20 protein-coding genes, 1 tRNA gene and 1 pseudogene are annotated in these 17,476 nt (G+C 70.7%); 3 read left to right on the forward strand and 19 right to left on the reverse strand.

Translation table 11 applies throughout. The features are described from left to right. Nucleotides 1–53: 53 nt before the first annotated feature. The 14 genes from ACBJ59_RS12290 to ACBJ59_RS12355 form a co-directional block, all read right to left on the reverse strand. Nucleotides 54–278, reverse strand: a complete 225-nt coding sequence (locus tag ACBJ59_RS12290; protein WP_375110288.1) for a hypothetical protein — start codon at nt 276–278, stop codon at nt 54–56. A gap of 109 nt (nt 279–387) precedes the next feature. Beyond that, the gene (locus ACBJ59_RS12295) at nt 388–720 is read right to left on the reverse strand and encodes a hypothetical protein (RefSeq protein WP_375110289.1); all 333 of its coding nucleotides are present in this window, start codon (nt 718–720) and stop codon (nt 388–390) included. Next, a complete protein-coding gene (locus ACBJ59_RS12300; RefSeq protein WP_375110290.1) occupies nt 711–887 on the reverse strand; it encodes a hypothetical protein in 177 nt (58 codons plus the stop codon). Before ACBJ59_RS12300 ends, ACBJ59_RS12295 begins: the two co-directional genes overlap by 10 nt. Next, nucleotides 884–1,993 carry a DNA polymerase III subunit beta gene (gene dnaN, locus ACBJ59_RS12305; protein ID WP_375110291.1) on the reverse strand — a complete coding sequence of 370 codons (1,110 nt, stop codon included), beginning with the start codon at nt 1,991–1,993 and terminating at the stop codon, nt 884–886. Before dnaN ends, ACBJ59_RS12300 begins: the two co-directional genes overlap by 4 nt. Nucleotides 1,994–2,001: 8 nt before the next feature. Continuing rightward, nucleotides 2,002–2,244: a hypothetical protein gene (locus tag ACBJ59_RS12310; protein ID WP_375110292.1), complete on the reverse strand. Its 243-nt coding sequence runs from the start codon at nt 2,242–2,244 to the stop codon at nt 2,002–2,004. Beyond that, on the reverse strand, nt 2,241–2,528 hold the full coding sequence (locus tag ACBJ59_RS12315; RefSeq protein WP_375110293.1) for a hypothetical protein: 288 nt from the start codon (nt 2,526–2,528) through the stop codon (nt 2,241–2,243). The genes ACBJ59_RS12310 and ACBJ59_RS12315 overlap by 4 nt, the downstream gene beginning before the upstream one ends. Then, nucleotides 2,525–2,941 (reverse strand): hypothetical protein, encoded by a 417-nt coding sequence (locus tag ACBJ59_RS12320; protein ID WP_375110294.1) that lies wholly within the window; start codon nt 2,939–2,941, stop codon nt 2,525–2,527. Before ACBJ59_RS12320 ends, ACBJ59_RS12315 begins: the two co-directional genes overlap by 4 nt. After that, nucleotides 2,938–3,210: a hypothetical protein gene (locus ACBJ59_RS12325; RefSeq protein WP_375110295.1), complete on the reverse strand. Its 273-nt coding sequence runs from the start codon at nt 3,208–3,210 to the stop codon at nt 2,938–2,940. The genes ACBJ59_RS12320 and ACBJ59_RS12325 overlap by 4 nt, the downstream gene beginning before the upstream one ends. Next, a complete protein-coding gene (locus ACBJ59_RS12330) occupies nt 3,207–3,539 on the reverse strand; it encodes a hypothetical protein (RefSeq protein ID WP_375110296.1) in 333 nt (110 codons plus the stop codon). Before ACBJ59_RS12330 ends, ACBJ59_RS12325 begins: the two co-directional genes overlap by 4 nt. Continuing rightward, complete coding sequence (locus ACBJ59_RS12335) at nt 3,536–3,943, reverse strand: hypothetical protein (protein WP_375110297.1); 408 nt, start codon at nt 3,941–3,943, stop codon at nt 3,536–3,538. Before ACBJ59_RS12335 ends, ACBJ59_RS12330 begins: the two co-directional genes overlap by 4 nt. 11 nt (nt 3,944–3,954) lie before the next feature. Beyond that, nucleotides 3,955–4,185, reverse strand: a complete 231-nt coding sequence (locus ACBJ59_RS12340) for a hypothetical protein (protein WP_375110298.1) — start codon at nt 4,183–4,185, stop codon at nt 3,955–3,957. Next, nucleotides 4,182–4,376: a helix-turn-helix domain-containing protein gene (locus ACBJ59_RS12345; RefSeq protein WP_375110299.1), complete on the reverse strand. Its 195-nt coding sequence runs from the start codon at nt 4,374–4,376 to the stop codon at nt 4,182–4,184. Before ACBJ59_RS12345 ends, ACBJ59_RS12340 begins: the two co-directional genes overlap by 4 nt. Nucleotides 4,377–4,400: 24 nt before the next feature. Continuing rightward, nucleotides 4,401–4,706 (reverse strand): hypothetical protein, encoded by a 306-nt coding sequence (locus ACBJ59_RS12350; protein WP_375110300.1) that lies wholly within the window; start codon nt 4,704–4,706, stop codon nt 4,401–4,403. After that, nucleotides 4,706–4,912, reverse strand: coding sequence for a helix-turn-helix domain-containing protein (locus ACBJ59_RS12355; RefSeq protein ID WP_375110301.1), 207 nt, complete (start codon nt 4,910–4,912; stop codon nt 4,706–4,708). Before ACBJ59_RS12355 ends, ACBJ59_RS12350 begins: the two co-directional genes overlap by 1 nt. A gap of 160 nt (nt 4,913–5,072) precedes the next feature. On the opposite strand from ACBJ59_RS12355, the gene ACBJ59_RS12360 reads away from it, so the two are divergent. Continuing rightward, nucleotides 5,073–5,558, forward strand: a complete 486-nt coding sequence (locus tag ACBJ59_RS12360; RefSeq protein ID WP_375110302.1) for a hypothetical protein — start codon at nt 5,073–5,075, stop codon at nt 5,556–5,558. A 71-nt stretch (nt 5,559–5,629) separates the two neighbouring features. Here ACBJ59_RS12360 and ACBJ59_RS12365 read toward each other — a convergent pair whose 3' ends face one another. After that, a complete protein-coding gene (locus ACBJ59_RS12365) occupies nt 5,630–6,025 on the reverse strand; it encodes a hypothetical protein (protein WP_375110303.1) in 396 nt (131 codons plus the stop codon). An 805-nt stretch (nt 6,026–6,830) separates the two neighbouring features. Then, nucleotides 6,831–7,874 (reverse strand): tyrosine-type recombinase/integrase, encoded by a 1,044-nt coding sequence (locus ACBJ59_RS12370; RefSeq protein ID WP_375110304.1) that lies wholly within the window; start codon nt 7,872–7,874, stop codon nt 6,831–6,833. Nucleotides 7,875–8,064: 190 nt separating this feature from the next. On the opposite strand from ACBJ59_RS12370, the gene ACBJ59_RS12375 reads away from it, so the two are divergent. Next, nucleotides 8,065–8,137 (forward strand) — tRNA-Arg (locus ACBJ59_RS12375). A gap of 530 nt (nt 8,138–8,667) precedes the next feature. Continuing rightward, nucleotides 8,668–9,858: pseudogene (locus tag ACBJ59_RS12380) on the forward strand (BTAD domain-containing putative transcriptional regulator); the annotation flags it as partial. Nucleotides 9,859–11,538: 1,680 nt separating this feature from the next. On the opposite strand, the gene ACBJ59_RS12385 reads toward ACBJ59_RS12380, so the two are convergent. From ACBJ59_RS12385 to ACBJ59_RS12395, 3 genes are read right to left on the reverse strand one after another with little or no spacing between them, the layout of a single operon-like run. Further along, the gene (locus ACBJ59_RS12385; RefSeq protein ID WP_375110305.1) at nt 11,539–12,375 is read right to left on the reverse strand and encodes an ABC transporter permease; all 837 of its coding nucleotides are present in this window, start codon (nt 12,373–12,375) and stop codon (nt 11,539–11,541) included. Beyond that, on the reverse strand, nt 12,372–13,376 hold the full coding sequence (locus ACBJ59_RS12390) for an ATP-binding cassette domain-containing protein (RefSeq protein ID WP_375110306.1): 1,005 nt from the start codon (nt 13,374–13,376) through the stop codon (nt 12,372–12,374). The genes ACBJ59_RS12385 and ACBJ59_RS12390 overlap by 4 nt, the downstream gene beginning before the upstream one ends. Before the next feature lie 56 nt (nt 13,377–13,432). Further along, nucleotides 13,433–17,473 (reverse strand): AAA family ATPase, encoded by a 4,041-nt coding sequence (locus tag ACBJ59_RS12395; RefSeq protein ID WP_375110307.1) that lies wholly within the window; start codon nt 17,471–17,473, stop codon nt 13,433–13,435. Between the last annotated feature and the right edge of the window lie 3 nt (nt 17,474–17,476).

Genomic DNA, 17,476 nt, shown 5'->3' on the forward strand with positions numbered 1-17,476 from the left:
TCGGCGGGGATGGTGGGCGGCCCCTCCCCCGATCTGGGGGCCGCCCAGGGGGGCTACTTGTTGCGCGGGTCGGTGCAGCCGTTGTTCTCGACCGCGAACTCGACCGCCTGCGGGCTGATCTCGTCGGCGTCGACCAGGTCGATGAGGAGGTCGTTCTTGCCGGCCTCGCGGCCCTTCTCCAGCAGGTGCTCGACCAGGTCCTCGACGCGGGCCCGGTCGCCCTTGGCCGCGGCCTTCATGATCTGGTCGGTGATGGTGGCCATCTGCTGGTCGGTCATCTTGTTCTCCCGGCGTCTCCCGCACTCCCTGACAAGAGAAACGATACAAGACGACGCAGAACGACGCAAGACGACGCATGACATTTCCTGAGAAAATCCGGCGTGCGGGTCAGCGGCGGTCGGCGGCCATGTTGGCCTGCTGCAGCCGGTGCACCTGCTCCTCCAAGGCGGCGACGTGCCTCTCCCTCGCCGCCCACTCCTCGCCAGGGGTGCGCGGGATGGCCGGCCCGAACACGTCCGGGCACCCGTCCGATTCGAGGGCTTCCAGGATGCGCTGAGTCTGCTCGTGCGCCTCCCGCTCCTTCCGGGCGAGCCCCATGAAGTGGTCGCGGTCGGCGGCCGCGTCCTGCAGCTGGCGGCCGGCGGCGACCGCCTGCTCGCGCGCCTCCGTGAGTTCGTCGATCAGGTCGCGGCGGTCACGCAACCAGTCGGTCAGGGACACAGCTCCTCCTCCTTCAGCGTGGCGGTGTGGGTGGCGGCCGGCTGGCCGAGCAGCGATGCGACGAAGGCGCCGACGCCGGTGCACGCGTTCCACGTGATGGCGGTGACCTGGCGGCCGTCCCGCATGGTGACCGTGATGGTGGCGCCGGCGGCTTGCTGGCCGGTCACTTCGTCAACCTGATCGGCATGATCAGGTGCCGGTAGCTGTCGTCGCCGGGCGTCGATAGGACGGCCGGGCTTGTCGGCTTCGTCATGCGCAGCTGCACCGGGCCGGCGAAGGTGGCCAGAGCGGTCGACAGGAACGGCGGGTTGAACGCGATCGTGATGTCCTCGCCGTCCAGGGTGCAGTCGGCCTGCTCGGAGCCGCGCCCGACGTCTGCGCCGCCCGCCTCCACCAGCACGCCGTCCTGCGTGAACGACAGGCGGACCGGCGCGGACCGTTCGGCCATCAACGCGACCCTCTTCACCACCTTGCTAAGCGCGCCCGCATCGAACTCGGCTACGATCTTGGCGTCCGCCTGCTTGGCGAAATGGTCGCGGAACGGAGGAAACCCGCCGTCCAACAGGCGGACCGTGGTCACACGGCCATCGCATGTGAACGCCGCCAGCCCGGCGTTTACGCCGACTTCGACGGAGGTGCCGGCGGGCAGGCCGCGGGCCACGTCGTGGACGATTTTGGCGGGGATGAGCGCCTTCAACTCGGCGGGCGCGTCGACGGCGGCCGTCCATTCGACGGTCCTCCACGTCATCCGATAGCGGTCCGTCGCGGCCAGGTCGATGAGCCCGTCGCCGACCTCCAGATACAGCCCGGTCAGCATCGGCAGTGTGTCGTCCTTCCCGGCCGCGCTGATGGCCTTGGCAACCGCGTCCGCCAACGTCTTCGACGCCACTGACCCGATCGCGGCCGACGGCTTCGGCAGGGTCGGGAAGTCGTCGACCGGCATGAGCGGGAGCGCGTACTCGGCCTTGCCGCACCGGATGGTCACCTCGCGGTCGTCGGCGGCGACGTCCACGAGTTCGCCCTTCGGGAACACCTTGACGATGTCCGCCACGAGCCGGCCGGGCACGAGAATCTTGCCGGGGTCGACGGGGGCGTCGAGCTCGACGGCGGCCTGCCGCGACGTGTCGTAGTCGAACGCCGAGAACGTGACGCCGTCATCGCCGGCGTCGAGCAGGATGCCCAGGAGCACGGGCGTCGCGGCCCGCTTCGGGAGGGCGTGTGCGACCCAGCCGACCGTTTCGGCCAGGTCGCCGGACATGATCGTGAACTTCATCAGGATTCCTAGTCGTCGGTGACGCCGAGTTCGGCGGCCAGTTTCGGGTCATACCTGGTCAGGCAGTCGGGGCAGGTGCGGGTGTTGGTGAAGTAGCCGCGGCTGCGGGCTTCGGAGTCGGCGCGCGGGTCCAGCCAGCCCGGTCCCTCGACCGGCTCGGAAACCCACTTCAGGAGGCGGGCACAGTCGCGGTAGATGTGGCCGACCAGGCCGGCCGGGAACCACGGGCGGATCCATCCGGCGACGCTCACGACGCGGCCACCTGCCTGGCCTTCAGCCTGCGCTCGTACCGTTCGCCGGAGCGTTTGGTGACGCCCACCCTGGCGGCCGCCGCCCGCACCGACAGGCCGCCCCTGCGCAGTTCGGCGAAATCCTCGATCCTGGCCAGAGTCGCGAGCCAGGTGCGGAGCGGCGGATACTTTCCGAGAGTGCCGTTGGCGTGATGCCAGTGGTAGCAGGAGTGGCACAGGCTGCGGCCGTCATGCAATCCGGCGCTGCCGCAGCAGGCGCACTCCACCGTCACAGTCGTCGTCACGCGACCACCTCGGGGAGTTCGGCGATGTGGAGTACCAGCTGGCCGCCGGCCACGATCGGGCCGAGCCGCATGTCGGGGCCGACCAGGTGGGTGTCGTCGTCGTCTTCCAGCACCGCGGCGTCGACGAGTCCGTCGATGGCCGCCTTGAAGCTGGGGTACAGGTTGGCGACGTCGCGGCGGCGCCGGTCGGGCGGCCGGTATTCGCCCACGATGTGGGCGCGGGCCAGGGTGGGAATCCTTGCCTGGCGGGCCAGCAGCGCGGCGGCTTGACGGAGCTCCCGGGTGATCGGGGCCTTCTTCCGCCAGTGCAGCCGCTGGTTGGCGTTGAGCACGTCCAGGCCGGGCGGCAGCCCGACCATCCACACGCGCGACCCCGACGTGTTGAGCTGGACGCCGAACCCGTAGACGGTCACCGCGTCTCCTCCCCTGTGCGGGTCTTCTCGCGGTGGCGGAGGAACGACCAGGCGGCCAAACCGGCCAGCACCACCACAACCCACACGGCCAGGATCAGCAGCCACAGCGGGACCGCAGGCAGGCCGGCGGCGACAGCGAGCATGGAGCAGACGGCCATGGCTCCGGCGCTGATGCCGGCCTCCAGCCACCGGCGGGCGCGAAGCGACGCATCGAACAGGACGGCGGCCAGGCCGCCTACAACGAGCGCGAACACGACGGCCGCGTTCACGGCTGCCTCCGCTTCTCGACCTTGAAGGCGGCCAGGACGCCGCGGGCGATGTCCTCGACCAGGCAGGAGTCGTTCATGGCGCTCATCAGCGCGTCCTGGACGTCCTGGAGAAGTTCGGGGTCGGGTTCGGCCTCGGCCGCCTCCGCCAGCTCCAGGAGGGCGGCGGCCACCATGCGGGCCGTCTCGACCGGCCAGTTCTTGCCGAGCGTCAAGATGCGGCGGCCCTCGCGCCGAACCAGGATCCCGTTGACGGTGACCAGAGTCTTCTCGTGCATCTTGGCGTTGGCGCCGAAGTAGACGCGGCCCACGCTGATCGTGCCGCGGTTCACGCCTGCCTCCATTCCTGCTCTTCTTCGCGCGCCTTCGGGGTGGCTGCGTAGGCGTCGTGCATGGAGGTGAGGGTGCCGAGCGCGTTCTCCTTCTCCGGCGGCAGCGTGCCGTCGTACACGCCGGCCCCGTTCGGCGCCGGGTACGGCTGGACGCCGTTCGGCACCTGCCCGCCGGCGGCGTGCCCGTTGACGGCGTCGAACAGCGGCGTCCCCTCGGGCGCTCCCCAGCCGTTGGCGGGCGGGTCAGGCCAGCGCACACCGTCCGGCATCATCGGGTCCGGCATGACGGTGCCGGCCCGCGCCACCTGTTCGGCGTGCGCGAGCAGGTACCGCCATCCGGCGGTGACCTGCTCGAAGTGGGCGACCTGCTGGCGCAGGATGTCGATGTGAAGGTCAGAAACCACGGGGTTGCTCCTCAGGCGGCGGGGGTGACGACGGTGACCGCGAACCCGGGCTCGCGGTGGTACGGGTTGAGTCGGCCGGTCTCGATGTCGCGGCCGAACGCGATCCAGCAGCTGCAGTGCGGGCCCGAGCACGGGCACGGGTGCAGCTCGATGCGGACGACCGGCGGCAGCGGCTCCCCCAGCTCGGCGTGGGGGCGCGGAATGCGGGCCAGCTGGCCCGGCAGCAGCTCGGAGAACGTCACGACGCTTCCCCTTCCATGACGGCGACCAGGTCGGATTCGCGGTAGCGGCGGTGGCCGCCCGGGGTGCGGACGGTGGGCAGCTTGCCCGCGTTGGCCCACCGGGTGATCGTCTGGTGGTGTACCTGGCAGAAGTCGGCGGCCTGCTGGCGCGTGTACCGCCGCTCGCGGGTGTCGGTGTCGGTGTTCGACACGGTTCCTCCCTCCCAGAAGGTGGTCTATGCGGAGGCGGCCAGGCGGGCAGCCTCCTGCTTGGCCTGCTTGTTGCGGCGGCGCGTTTCGGCGCCGGCCCGGCCGCGGCGGGTCATTTCGAGCGCGAGCGCCGTCTTGGCCGCCGCGACCAGGTCGGCTTCGGTCGCGTACTCGCGCTCCGACCGCAGCCGCTCAACCCAGTAGTCGAGCGACACCGGCGAAGCCTTCGTCGCGGCCGCGGTGCGGGCCGTCCGGTCCGTCGTGTTGACCCACGACGTGCGGACGGCGTCGACCGCGATCTGGCGGCGCCTCGTCGGATCCTTGGCGGCCATCAACGCCCCGTCTCGGAGGGCGCGAGGGCGGACACGGCCGTCTCGGGGATCTGCCAGGTGCCGTGCTTGCACGTGTTCGGCGCGGAGCACAGAGCCCCGCAGTCGTGCCGCTTCTCGGCGCCGGCGAGGTCGCCGGCGTGAAGCTTGCGCAGAACGGTCGACCTGCTCAGGTGCAGCCGGTCGCATACGTCGGAGATCGTCAGCAATGGAACCTCGGAACGCTTCAGGATCGAACCCTTACGATGCAAGACGATACATACAGGCGCGTGACGGCGCAAGACGATACATGACGGAGCATGGCGCACCGGTAAGTCTTTACAACCCCTAACTGGCTTCGTAATGACGCACTGTGATTCAATGCGACGCATGACGGAGCAGGGACGACGCACTGTGCCGCCTGGCCTGCCCCTGTGGCGGGCAAGCGAACAGAAGCGCGTCGAAGAGGGCATCCAAAAGTACGAGTGGATCGCCCAGATCGGCATCGGCCGCAAAAGTTATGACCGGCTGACCACGCAAGAGAATCCGCCGATCACCCGCACCGTCAAGAAGATCGCCGACCGGATCGGCATGCCCATCGAGGAGGCCATGCAGCTGGCCGGCCTTCTCGACGGCCAGGCGGTCGCCGCACCTGCCGGCTCCGGCGCCGACCTGATCGTTCAAGGGCCGAAAGGCAGAATCCTTCTCCAGGTGCGCCACTTCCACCGGGCCGCCGCCGAACAGCAGCTCGACGCGCTCCGGAAGGCGGCCGAGGAGGCCGGCCGGACGCTCGGGGATGCGCTCGTCATCGTCGGCCTGGCCGAACCGGAGGAGCTGGAGCTCACCAAAGACGACGCTGCCGGGAAGCCCAGGTAAGGCCTCCCGGCAGGAAGCGCTGCGACGGCGGCCGGTGGGGAAGATGGCGGCCCGCCACCATCGGCAGCCGGCTATGCCACCTGGCCGTCGCCCCGATCGGCGGGCGGCGGCTTACGCAGGTGGGTGGCGAGGATGCGCACCGCCGCTATCCGGTCGCGCTGCAGAGTCTTGCTCTGCACCTCGACCGCGGTGTGCAACTCGTCGGCAACTTGGCAGACCGCGTTGTCCAGGTTTGTCGAGACGTCGCGGAGCCGCGCCTCGATGTTGTTCAGCTTCGCGGAGATGATGCGAGTACGCGCATAGATGCCGGCGTAGCCGACCGTGGCCAGGACGGCGGCGAGACTCCCGGTGAGGAGCGTCATGTGCAGCCGATCCGAGCCATGGCCGGTGACAGCCGTTGCGACCGTTACCGCGCACAGGAGAGCGGTGCCGGCGATCGCGATCCGGATGAGGGTGTGTCGGGCCAACTACTTTCCTTCCCCCATCGGCCTCAACAGCGCTGGTGAGGCCGGTTTGCCGTGTTCCCAGGCAGCGGCTCCGCCACTTTACGGCCCCCCTGTACGAAATTGAAGATGCAACGATCCACAGGAAAGCCGTCTTGACTTTCACACGCCTCTCGTGCACTCGCCACTGCAAACGTTGCGCAGTGACCGTTATGCACGGAATGCCGGGGTTTTCGGTTTGCATAATCCGATTACAGGCCAGGAAAGGCTATCCGTCCGGTTAGGGCACATAGGGGCGAACGATCTCGGGGTAACCCCTCGGGTGTGCACGGGGTCGACCTCGCACCACCGAGGTCGTATCCCGTGCGTGGCCCCGCACGGCGAGAGGGGGCGCCGCTGCCTGGGAGGTGCGGCCCCCTCCGCCGTGCGGGTGCTTGAGGGTCCTACCTCGGGCAACGTCCTGCCAGAAATCGCATCGTAACTAAATGAACGCCAGGAGTCACGCCCGAATCGAACAAAGGTGAGAATTTTTCTACCCAGTAGAACAAATCTCTACCGCACCACCCGCCACCGTTCCGGCCATGACACATCCGTCACAGCCGGGAAACGCGGCGCGACCTGCGAAAACATTGCCACCAATTGCAAGATCGTGACGGATGACAGATTTCTTCTCGTTCCCCTCCATTGCGCGCCCGCGTCACACGCCCGCGTACACGCGTAAGAGGGGAATGCGGGAAAACCTGTCATCCGTCACGATCATGAACGGGGGGAGGATGTTCGTGCAGGTGGGGGTGCGAATCCTGGCTATGACGGATCCGTCACCGATCTGTCATCGGCTGCCCTGGGCGAGCCTGTCCGCCGGCGACAGCCTGGCGTGAGTCTCGCGAGCTCTCTCCTGGGCGAGATCCCGGCCGTAGAGCGCCACCATGTCGCGCGTCCGCCACCCCATCACCTCTTGCACGTCACCCTCGGAGGCGCCCGCGGCGAGCAGCTGGTGTGTGGCCGTCCCCCGGTATCGGTGCGGGTGGACTTTCCCGGCGATCCCGGCCAGGACGCCGCGCCGCGCCAGCATGTCCCTGAGACCTTCAGGGCTCATGTGGGCGGTGTTGCGGCCCTGGATGCCCAGCCACAGCCACGGCGACGTGAGAGCCCGGCTGTGGGCGCTCCTGGCCCGGATGTAGCGGTCCAGGGCGCGCACCGATTCGGCGCCGAGCGGCACCCAGTGCTCGTTGCCGCCCTTCAACCGGATCCGAACCCGCCGGCCTTTCAGGTCGACGTCGTGGGTGTCCGGGGTCCGCGGCGTGTAGCGGACGTTCATCAGCCCGGACGCGCGAGGCCCCGAGTCGTACAGGACCGTCAACAGGGCCAGGTCCCGCCGGTCCTCGAACGAGCTGGAGCGCGCGGTGGCCAGGAGGCGCCGCTGCTCGTCCTCGCCGATGTGCTTTCTCACCTTCGACGGCACGTTCGGCCGGTCGCCCTTCAGCACCGGCGACGCTGTGGTGCGTTCGGGGCCGCCCTCGTCCGAGCACAGCCAGTTCCAGAACACGCGCAAATTCCGGTAGTGGACGTCCGCACTCGCCGGGCTGGTGCGGTGGATTTCGCGGACGATGAATGCGCGCACGTGCGCGGCGTCGACGGCTTCGGCATCGCACGGCAGAGAGTGGCCGTCGAGGTAGGCGATGAACGCTTTCACCGAATCCGTGTAGGAGCGGAACGTCTTCTCGGCGAGGTTCTTCGCCTGCAGGGACAGCTCCCACGATTCGAGACAGTGTTGGAGGTGGGCGCCGCGCGGGACGGGGATGGCGCGGGAGGCCGCGCTTGTTCGTCGCTTCCGTGTGGGGCGGTCGCGGTTGAATTCGACGACGTTGGACACGCGTCAGATCCCTTTCTGGTGGAGCTGCGGCGCCCGCTCGGGAATGTGTCGCGCCGTCGTGTGCCATTGTGCGTCGTCTTGCGTCGTACCGCAACCGGCGGGTACGCGATCAGACGGGTAATAAGCACCGTACGACTCTGGTATCGTTGACGTCGTTGCCCGAACCGGCAGGTCAAGGCAGCAGCAGCGAGCGGCCGTAGCTCAATGGATAGAGCATCTGACTACGGATCAGAAGGTTACGGGTTCGACTCCTGTCGGCCGCGCTCCAGCTCAAAGGCCCATTCCCGGCAACGGGAATGGGCCTTTCTGGTTTCCGTATGGCCGAAGCAGCTGATTCCGGTCGGTCGAGGGCCTTGCGGGCCTCTGGTGATGTGATCCGCGAGACGGCGGGAAGCCGAGGTGCGTGGTCGGGTCGGTTGCGGGATGGAGAGTGGGTTCGGATCGCGTGGGCCTCGGTTCGCTCGTCGAGATACTCGTCCGGCCTCGCTCCTCACCTGTGACACGTCCGTAAGCTGAGGGGGTGTCCCCCGCATTGGTACTGCTCGACGGCGTCCGCTGGCGGGGTGGGCGGGTGGTCGGCGATCGCGCGCACACCCTGCTGGCCGTGCTGGCCTTGCACGGGCGGGCGGGGGTCAGTGACGAGCGCCTGGTCGAGGAGTTGTGGCCGGACGAGGCGCCGGCCAACCCGACGAAGGCGCTGCAGGTGGTCGTCTCGCGGACCAGGGCGGCGACAGGCGCCGACGTCGTGGTGCGGATCCCCCGTGGCTACCGGCTCGGGCTGCCCGCCGATCAGGTGGACGCGCTGCTGCTCGGCACCCTGGTGGAGCAGGCACGGGCCGCGCTGGGCGAGGACGACATGGCGCTCGCGCGGCACCGCGCGGAAGAAGCCATGGGTCTCCTGGACGGCAACCTGGACGGTGCCGCCGGTGCGCTCGCTGAGCTGCGGAGCGTCGCGGCCAGGTGGGTGAGCGAGGCACGGCGGGTGGCGGCGATCGCGCAAGGCAGGAGCGGTGCCCACGAGAGCGCGCTGCCGCTGCTGGAGGAGGTCGCGGCCGATCGGCCGCACGACGAGGAGCTGCTCGCCTGCCTCCTGCGCAGCGAGGCCGCCGTACGCGGTGCCGCCGCCGCGCTGGAGCGCTACGAGCGCTATCGCGCGGGCCTGGTCGCGCGGCTCGGCACCGAACCGGGGCCCGAGCTGGCCCGCGTGTACGCCGAGCTCCTCGTCGCGGACCGGCCGGTGCGGGCGGGCATCCTGTTCGACGGTTCCTCGCTGCTCGGCCGTGCCGGCGACATCCGCGCGGTGCACGCCCTGTTGCAGACCAACCGGGTGGTCTCCATCGTCGGTCCCGGCGGGCTGGGCAAGACGCGGCTGGCCCATGTCGTGGGCAGGAACGCCACGCAGCCCATCGCCCACTTCGTCGAGCTCGTCGGCGTCTCCTCGCCGGAGGGCGTGGTGGGCGAGGTGGGCTCGGCGCTCGGGGTCCGCGACTCGGTCAGCGGGCGTCATGCCCTGACCGCCGAGCAGCGCTCCGACGTACGCGCCCGGATCTCCCAGCATCTCGACCAGGCTCCGGCGCTGCTGATCCTGGACAACTGCGAGCACGTGATCGAGGCCGTCGCCGACCTGGTGGCGTTCCTGACGGTCACGACCCGCGATCTTCGGGTGCTCGTCACCTCGCGCGCCCCCCTGTCGATCCCCGCCGAACGCGTCTACCCGCTCGGCGAGTTGCCGACGGACGACGCGGTGGAGTTGTTCCGCCAGCGCGCCACGGCCGCCCGCCCGGGGGTGCGGATCGACGAGGGCGCGGTCGAGGAGGTCGTCGCCCGACTCGACGGGCTGCCGCTCGCGATCGAACTGGCCGCGGCCAAGGTGCGGGTGATGTCGGTGGAGGAGATCGCGCGGCGGCTGGCGGACCGGTTCGCCCTGCTGCGCGGCGGGAACCGTACGGCTCCCGACCGGCACCAGACGCTGCTCGCGGTCATCGACTGGTCGTGGAACCTGCTGGAGGAGCCGGAACGCCGGGCGTGGCGGTGGTTGTCGCTGTTCGGCGACGGTTTCACGCTGGCCGCGGCCGAGCACGTACTCGGCCCGGACGCCCTGCACGTCGTGGACGCGCTGACCGAGCAGTCGATGCTGAGCGTCCGCGAGACGGCCTACGGCCTGCGCTACCGGATGCTGGAGACCGTCAGGGAGTTCGGGCGGATGCGGCTGAGGGAGGCCGGCGAGGAGGCGGCCGCTCGGGCGGCGCAGCGGGAGTGGGCCACGGCGTACGCGCTCGGTCACGCCACCCAGCTGTTCGGCCCGGCGCAGTTCGCCGCGGCCGACGCGTTGCGTGCCGAGGAGAGCAACCTCGCGGATCTGCTCCGGCAGGCTCTCGGCGAGCCCGATCCCGGCACGGCGATCCAGTTGCTGGCCGGCGTCGGCGCGCTGTGGTCGATCCGCGGCGACCATCCCCGGATCCTCGCTCACCGGGACGCCGTCACCCAGGTGATCACCGGCTGGCTGCCCCCACCACACCTCGTGGAGGCGACCAGGGCCGCCACGTTGATCATGCTCATGAACATCATGATCATCACCGACCGCCGGGACGATCCGCTGCGCGATCTCCTCGGCGCGCTGCCGATCAGTGACGCGACGGATTCCCGCGTGGCGGCGATGGCCACGGTGGCGCTCGCGACCGACGGCCCCGACCTGCGACGCGTGCTGTCGGAGTTGCGCCGCAGCCCCGACTATGACGTGGCCCTGGCGGCGACGCACGCGAGCGTTCACGTCCTGGAGAACGCGGGAGACGTGGCCGGGGCGATCGAGGCCGCGGAGCGGACCCTGACGATGCTCCGCGAGGACGACGGGCCGTGGTTCCCCGCGATCATGCATGCCGTGCTGGCCCACCTGGTCATGCATCTCGGCGACCGGCGACGGGCGGTCGGGCACGCTCGAACCGCCATTCCCGTGCTGAGCCGGCTCGGCGCCGCCGACGACGAGACCCAGCTCCGCGCGCTGCTGCTGACCTCCGCGCTGGCCGACGGCGACCTCGGCGCCGCGGAGGCCGAGCTCGCCGCGATCAGCCGGATCAACGACAACGAGGCCGTGCTCGGCGGGATGGCGATGGTCTCGTTGTGCACGGCCGAGCTCGCCCTGGCCCGCGGCGAGACGGCCGCCGCGCTCGCGGAATATCGCCGGGCCGTCCAGCGGGCGCGTGACCTGCGCCTGCCGGGGATACCGCACGAGGGTTCCATGCCGTGGACGATCGTCGCGGAGTCGGTCTCCCTGACGGCGTACGCGTACCACGCCCCACCGGAAGCCGTCCGGTACGGCGAGGAGCTGTTCTCCCTCGTCGGCGGCCACGACGTGCTGTCCGCGGAAAGCCCCGTCATCGACTACCCGTTGTGCGGCTCCATGCTCTTCGCGCTCGGCGCCTGGGGGCTGCTGCGGGATGCCATGCCTTCCGGCGACGCGATCCGGTTGCTGGTGCTGGCCGAGCGGTTCGCGTACAACGGCATCGTGCCGAGCATGACCTTCGAGCGGATCGAGCCGTACGCCGAGCGGGCCGCGCCGGGGATGATCGCCACCGTGCGAGCCGGGTACGGCGACCGGCGCGGCTCCGACCTGCTCGACGAGGCGCGGGATCTCGTCGAGCAGGTCTCCGGCCGTGGCGGGCGGGGGTCACATGTGCCGCTTGTAGCTGCGTACCGACAGGGGCGCGAAGATCGCGATGACGATCAGGCACGCCAGGAGCGTCCAGGCCACCTCCCCGCTGACGAGGGCGCCGTTGGCGAGGTCGCGGGCGGCCGTGACCAGGTGTGAGACCGGGTTGACCCGGACGAACGCGGCCAGCCAGCCGGGCAGGGTCTCGACGGGGACGAACGCGTTCGACAGGAACGTCAGCGGGAACAAGATCATCATGGAGATGCCCTGGACGGCCTGGGCGCTGCGGGCGATCGTGCCGACCCAGGTGAAGACCCACGCCAGCGACCAGCCCGTGACGATCGCCAGCAGGATCGCGGCGAGCACGCCGCCCACTCCGCCGCCCGGACGATAGCCCATCACCAGGCCCATGGCGAAGGTCAGCGTGGCCGCGATCGTGTAGCGCAGCAGGTCGGCGACCATCGGGCCGGCGAGCGGCGCGATCCGGGCGATCGGCAACGACTTGAACCGGTCGAAGACGCCCTTCTCCATGTCCTCGCGGAGTTGCGTGCCCGTGGCCATGCACGTCGTCAGCACGGTCTGGGCGAGGATGCCGGGGATCATCAGCGGGAGGTAGCTCTCCACGTCGCCGGCGATGGCGCCGCCGAAGATGAAGGCGAACATCGCGGTGAACAGGATGGGCTGCAGCGCCACGTCGAAGAACTGCTCCGGGTTCCGGCGCATCTTCTTGAGCGCCCGCCACGCCATCGTCAGGGTCTGGCCGACCGTCTCCCCCAGGGAGACGCGCCGGTGGGCGGACGCCACGCGGTCGGCGGCCCGGACGGCCTCGCGGGCGGGTGCGATCGTGGTGCTCATCGGTTCTCCTCCGTGCCGGTCCGGCCGTCGCCGTCCGTCTCGTGGCCGGTGAGGACGAGGAACACCTCGTCCAGGCTGGGCTTGGCCACGCTGACCGAGGAGATCGACACCCCGGCGGTGCGCAGCGCGATCAGTACGTCCGCGGCCAGGTCGGCCTGGTCGAGTGCGACGTTGAGGCGGCCCTGCTCCGGGCTGAGCACCGGGTCGGAGCCGAGGACGCGCCGTACGACCCGCACGGCGGTGGGCACCTCGTCCGGATCGGCGAGCAGCAGCTGGAGGGCGGAGTTGCCGACCGCGGTCTTCAACTCGTCGGGGGTGCCCTCGGCGACCTTGCGGCCGTGGTCGATGACGGCGATGCGATCGGCGAGCTGGTCGGCCTCGTCCAGGTACTGGGTGGTCAGCAGCACCGTGCAGCCGTCGGCGACCAGGCCGCGGATGGTGTCCCACATCTGGCCGCGCGTGCGCGGATCGAGCCCGGTGGTCGGCTCGTCGAGGAAGATCAGCGGTGGCTTGGTGATGAGGCTGGCCGCCAGGTCGAGGCGCCGGCGCATGCCGCCGGAGAACTGCGCGATCGGCTTGTCGGCGGCCTCCTCCAGGCCGAACTGGCCCAGCAGGTCGGTGGCGATGCGCCGGGCGCGCGGCGCGGCGATGCCCTGCAGGCGGCTGAAGAGCCAGAGGTTCTCGCGGGCGGTCAGGTTCTCGTCGACCGACGCGTACTGTCCGGTGACGCCGACCAGCTGGCGAATCACGTGCGGGTTGCCGGCCACGTCGACCCCGAAGATCTCGGCCCGGCCCGCGTCGATCTTCAACAGGGTGGCCAGCATGCGTAGTGTCGTGGTCTTTCCGGCGCCGTTCGGGCCGAGGACGCCGAAGATCTCCCCGGGGCGTACCTCGAGGTCGATCCCGTCGACGGCTCGGTGCTCGCCGAACGTCTTGGCCAGCCCCTCCGCACGTACGGCCAGGTCGGTGTCCCCGGTACGTTCGAGTTCTGTGGTGCTCATGGCTTCACTCTCGGCGGCCCCGGTTTCACGGCACCCTCGGCCAGGTTTCACCGGTTCTACGGACCGACCCCGAGTTGTGCCGCGATCTCGTCCAGGCACCGGGGCTCCAGCCCGGCCAGCGGGGTGATGATCTCGCTGACGAAGCCGCGGGCGAGTGAACGTCTGACCAGGTCGGGGGACGGCCGGCCACCGGTGGCCGCGGCGAGTGCCAGGCAGTAGGCCGCGTCCTCGTCGAGGTCGTCGATGACGGCGACCGCCTCGCGCTGGAGCCCTGCTTCGAGCATCGCCTCGACCAGCCCGGTGAGCACGCTCCCGGCCGGCACCTCGGCCAGCCGGCCGGCTTCGACGCGGTAACGGTCCCACAGACGCAGGCGGACGACCGCCTCCACCGGCACGGTCACGGTCGTCGCGACGCTTCCCGTCACCAGAGCGGCGTGCTGCGCCAGGTCCAGGAGCGTCCGGTGCTCCTCGGCGAGCCCGGTGGCCCGGCAGGCGGCGGCCAGCCATGGACGGGCCCAGATGCCGTCATCGAAGGTCAGGGGCAGGTCCGCGATTCGGGTGAGCTCGGCCGTGAAGTCGCGGCACAGGGCCTGGTGACCGGAGTCGCAGAGTTCGACGACCATCGCGGCCACCCGCTCCTGCCGGCGCGCGACGTCAACAGGGGAACCGGCGCCTGACTCGCGCAGCAGCGAGATCGCTCCGGCGATGTCATTCGACAACAGGTGCCCACGCACCCTGAGGGCAAGGGCCCGGGGGTCGCCCGCGTTCGCGGCCAGGTTCATCGCCTGGTCGATGCGCCCGGTGCGCAGGAGCAGTTCGACGAGATCGCCGCGGACGCGGGATCGCCATCCGCCCGTGCCCGGCTCGTCGACGTTCTCGACGCCTTCGAGCACCAGGTCGATGAGCAGGTCGAGGTCGGCTGACGGGCGGTCGCCGAGGGCCTCGGCGGTGCCCAGGAGGATGTCGATCCGGTCCATTTCCTCCGCCTGGAACGCCGCGGCGATCGCGAGAGTGTGCTCCAGACGGCCGAGGGACGCGGCCGCCGTCGCCACCGGGGTCGCCTCCCACCTGGCCTTGTGGTCATTGACGTCACTCAGCACCGTGCGCAGCGCCAGGTCCATGGCCGCCTCAGCCAGCTCCGTCCTCCCGGCGCCATCGGCGGCGCGTGCGAATGCCGCCAGGACGGCAGGAGACGCCGCGCTCACGCTCTCCTCGAGTGCCGCGCCGATCTCTCCCACCACGGGGGCGGCGTCCTGGGGTGTGCCGCTGTCGAGGATGGCCAGCGCGGTTTCGGAGAGGGACTCCGCCCGGATGACGGGGTCGGCGATGTCCCGTCCGAGGGAGGTCGCCAGAAGCAGGTGCCCGTTGTTCCGGGCGGACGCCGCGGCCTGAGCCAGCAGGTCGTCGCGCTCTGCGGGCGTCGCGGCCGCGCTCTGCCGGGGATCGTGACCATGGGCGGCGAGAGTGGTGTGGACGAGCCTGCCGGGATCGTGGAACTGGACGGCCGCCGCATCCGGGGGCAGCAGGTCGAGCAGGTGCCGAGCCCGTTCCTCGTCCTGGTAGGCCGCCGACTCCACGAGTTCGGCCGCGGAGAACTCACGGTTCAGCGCGGCGAGAAGCACCTCCGGTACGTTCCGGCGTCCTCCCTTGGCGAAATGGTCTTCGCAGGCGCGCAGCAGGGCGATTCTTCGGTCATCTCGGTCCAGGGCCGAGAGGAGGCGGAACAGGCGGTCCATCTCGCCGAGGGCACCGCACGCTTGGGCGAGATAGCCGTATATATCCGGCCGATCCTCGTCATCGGCATGGACGACGGCCTCCCCGACCAGGTCCCGCGTCAGCTCCGGGTCGATCTCGGCCAGGGGACCGGCGACCGTGACGATCGACCAGGCCCGCTGATGACCGGACTGGCCGTGCAGATGATCGGTGACGATTCGACGGGCGATGCCGGCGGCATCGGGCTCGCCCTGTCGTGCCAGGGCGAGGGCCGCGTGCATCGCATGCTCCACGCGCTCCAGCTCCAGCCTTCCCGGTACGGCCATCGCCTCCAGGACGAGACTCCGGGCCTCGACCGGCCGGGAGCCGAACAGGGACTCCCCGACCGCCAGCAGGGCGTCCGCGCGCGAATAGGCGTTCTGGAGCGTACGGGCCAGCTGGACCCCTTCCTCGGTCCGGCCGAGCCGTACCAGGAGCAGCGGATACGAGGAGGGCACCCGGCGGCTGTCGTCCTCGATGCGCATCCTCAGCAGGGAGACCCGGGCCAGCATGGTGAGGTCGCAGCCCGGGTCCGCCGCGAGCAGCCTGGACGCGTGCGACACCTCGGACAACGCGGCCAGATCGCCACCGGTCCGGCGGCGGAGCAGGGCACGCCGCTCGGGCGAAGCCAGCCTGGCCAGGGTGTGGCCGGCGCCCTCGGCGAGCAGGAGGGTCGGGTAGGCGTCGGTCAGGTAGTCCGGCGTCTCGTCGGGCCACCCGGCCTCGGCGAAGCCGAGCGCCCACGCGTCGATGGCGGCGCGGGTGTGCGCGACCTCCTCCTGGTCCAGATCCTCCCGTACGGTGGCCACCAGGGTGTCGTGCGCGAGCGTGTACCTGGTCGTCCGGCCGGGCCGCGGCTCCACCACGCGGGAGAGCTCCCGTTCCAGGGTCCGGCGGATCGCCAGCGGGGCGTCGTGGGTCAGCGAGGCGATGTCCCTGCTGCTCAGCGCGCCGCCGGCGACCGCCGTCGCGGTCAGGACCCGGCGCGGCAGCGGCTCGGTGAGCACGTGATCCAGCTCCTGGCGGGCGCGCAGGAGCAGGCTGGTCGCCAGGGGGAAGGGGTCCAGGACCCGGCGGCGGCAGCCGCGCAGCGGGTGGCTCCCGTCCACGTCCAGGGGAACGTGGGGGTGGCGGCTCGTCACCAGGACGTGCGCCGTCGTTCCCAGGCCGGTCGGCAGCTGCGAGGCGATGCTGGGCTCGGCCAGCTCCCGGAAGTCGTTCTCGTCCAGGCCGTCGACCATCAGCACCAGGGGACGTCCGCGCCGCTCGTGGTCCCGCACCGCGCGTTCCCAGAGGCTGAGGAAGGCGGCCGCGTCCGGTTCGGCGGGCGGGAACTCACCCAGCAGGGCCGCCAGTTGCTCGCACACCGCGCGGTGGAACTGCTGGACCCGCATCTGCCCGTCACGCCGGGAGATGACGAACGACACCATGTCCATCTCGGGATGGGCACCCGTGGCGAAATGCGTGACCAGTGACGTCTTTCCCGCCCAGGGCCCGGCGACGAGCAGCAGGTACGGCTCCGGCCCGGTCGCGAACGCGGTGAGCTCGGCGAGCTCCTCCTCCCGCCCGGTCAGCTCCGGGCAGCGGGCCGCGTACTGGCGCAGGAGCGCCTCGTAGGCCGGGCGACGCCGCTCCTCCGCCGGACCGGGGACGCTGATCCGCTCCGGTACGACGCCGTGGCCGGCCAGGAGCGCGCGTGCGGCCGCGGTGCTCGGATCGGGCTCCCGCTCGGATTCCGCACGCGGTTCGTACATGCCGATCGCGGCGGCCAGGCGTACCGCTTCGAGACCGCCGGAGTGCGCCGACTCCACGACCACGCCGACGGCCGAACCCTGGCAGACGACGGCGGCACCCGAGAAACCGCTCCAGTCACGCGCCTCCAGGAGGCGCCCGTCCGCCCGATGCAGGGCCAGGCGCCCCCGCTTCACGCTCGAACCCAGCGGGATGAACCCGTCGATCTGGTCGCTGTCACGCCAGGTGGCCCTGTCGCCGTCTCTCCAGGTCCGGTGGCGGGGAAACCCGACCGCGGTGAACGGCAGCCGCCCGTGGGAGCCCTCCGGGACGACCCCGACGGCCACGGGAGCGAGCTCGCCGAGGCGGACGTCTGGGGCGAGTTCGACCAGCGCGATGTCCGCCCGGACGCCCTTCCAGACGGCCCGGCCGGCCACCGTGATCTCCTCCGGGCCGCCTCCGAACAGCCGTACGCTGACCGCGGTCCCGCCCTCGACGACGTGCCCGGCCGTCACCACCAGGGACGTGGCCAGCCGCAGCCCTGAGCCGTACCCCGTCGCGCCCGGCCGCTCGACCAGGACCTCGACGCACCGTCCGACGAGCGAGCCGACCATGCG

The organism is Nonomuraea sp. MTCD27, from assembly GCF_041950495.1.
In the GTDB taxonomy this organism is placed as follows: Bacteria; Actinomycetota; Actinomycetes; order Streptosporangiales; family Streptosporangiaceae; genus Nonomuraea.

What these genes read in the sequence shown, in the direction of transcription:
- ACBJ59_RS12290 (WP_375110288.1), bottom strand. Translation starts at nt 278, where the DNA reads ATGACCGACCAGCAGATGGCCACCATCACCGACCAGATCATGAAGGCC.
- dnaN (WP_375110291.1), bottom strand. Translation starts at nt 1,993, where the DNA reads ATGAAGTTCACGATCATGTCCGGCGACCTGGCCGAAACGGTCGGCTGG.
- ACBJ59_RS12350 (WP_375110300.1), bottom strand. Translation starts at nt 4,706, where the DNA reads ATGGCCGCCAAGGATCCGACGAGGCGCCGCCAGATCGCGGTCGACGCC.
- ACBJ59_RS12360 (WP_375110302.1), top strand. Translation starts at nt 5,073, where the DNA reads ATGACGGAGCAGGGACGACGCACTGTGCCGCCTGGCCTGCCCCTGTGG.
- ACBJ59_RS12385 (WP_375110305.1), bottom strand. Translation starts at nt 12,375, where the DNA reads ATGAGCACCACGATCGCACCCGCCCGCGAGGCCGTCCGGGCCGCCGAC.
- ACBJ59_RS12390 (WP_375110306.1), bottom strand. Translation starts at nt 13,376, where the DNA reads ATGAGCACCACAGAACTCGAACGTACCGGGGACACCGACCTGGCCGTA.
- ACBJ59_RS12395 (WP_375110307.1), bottom strand. Translation starts at nt 17,473, where the DNA reads ATGGTCGGCTCGCTCGTCGGACGGTGCGTCGAGGTCCTGGTCGAGCGG.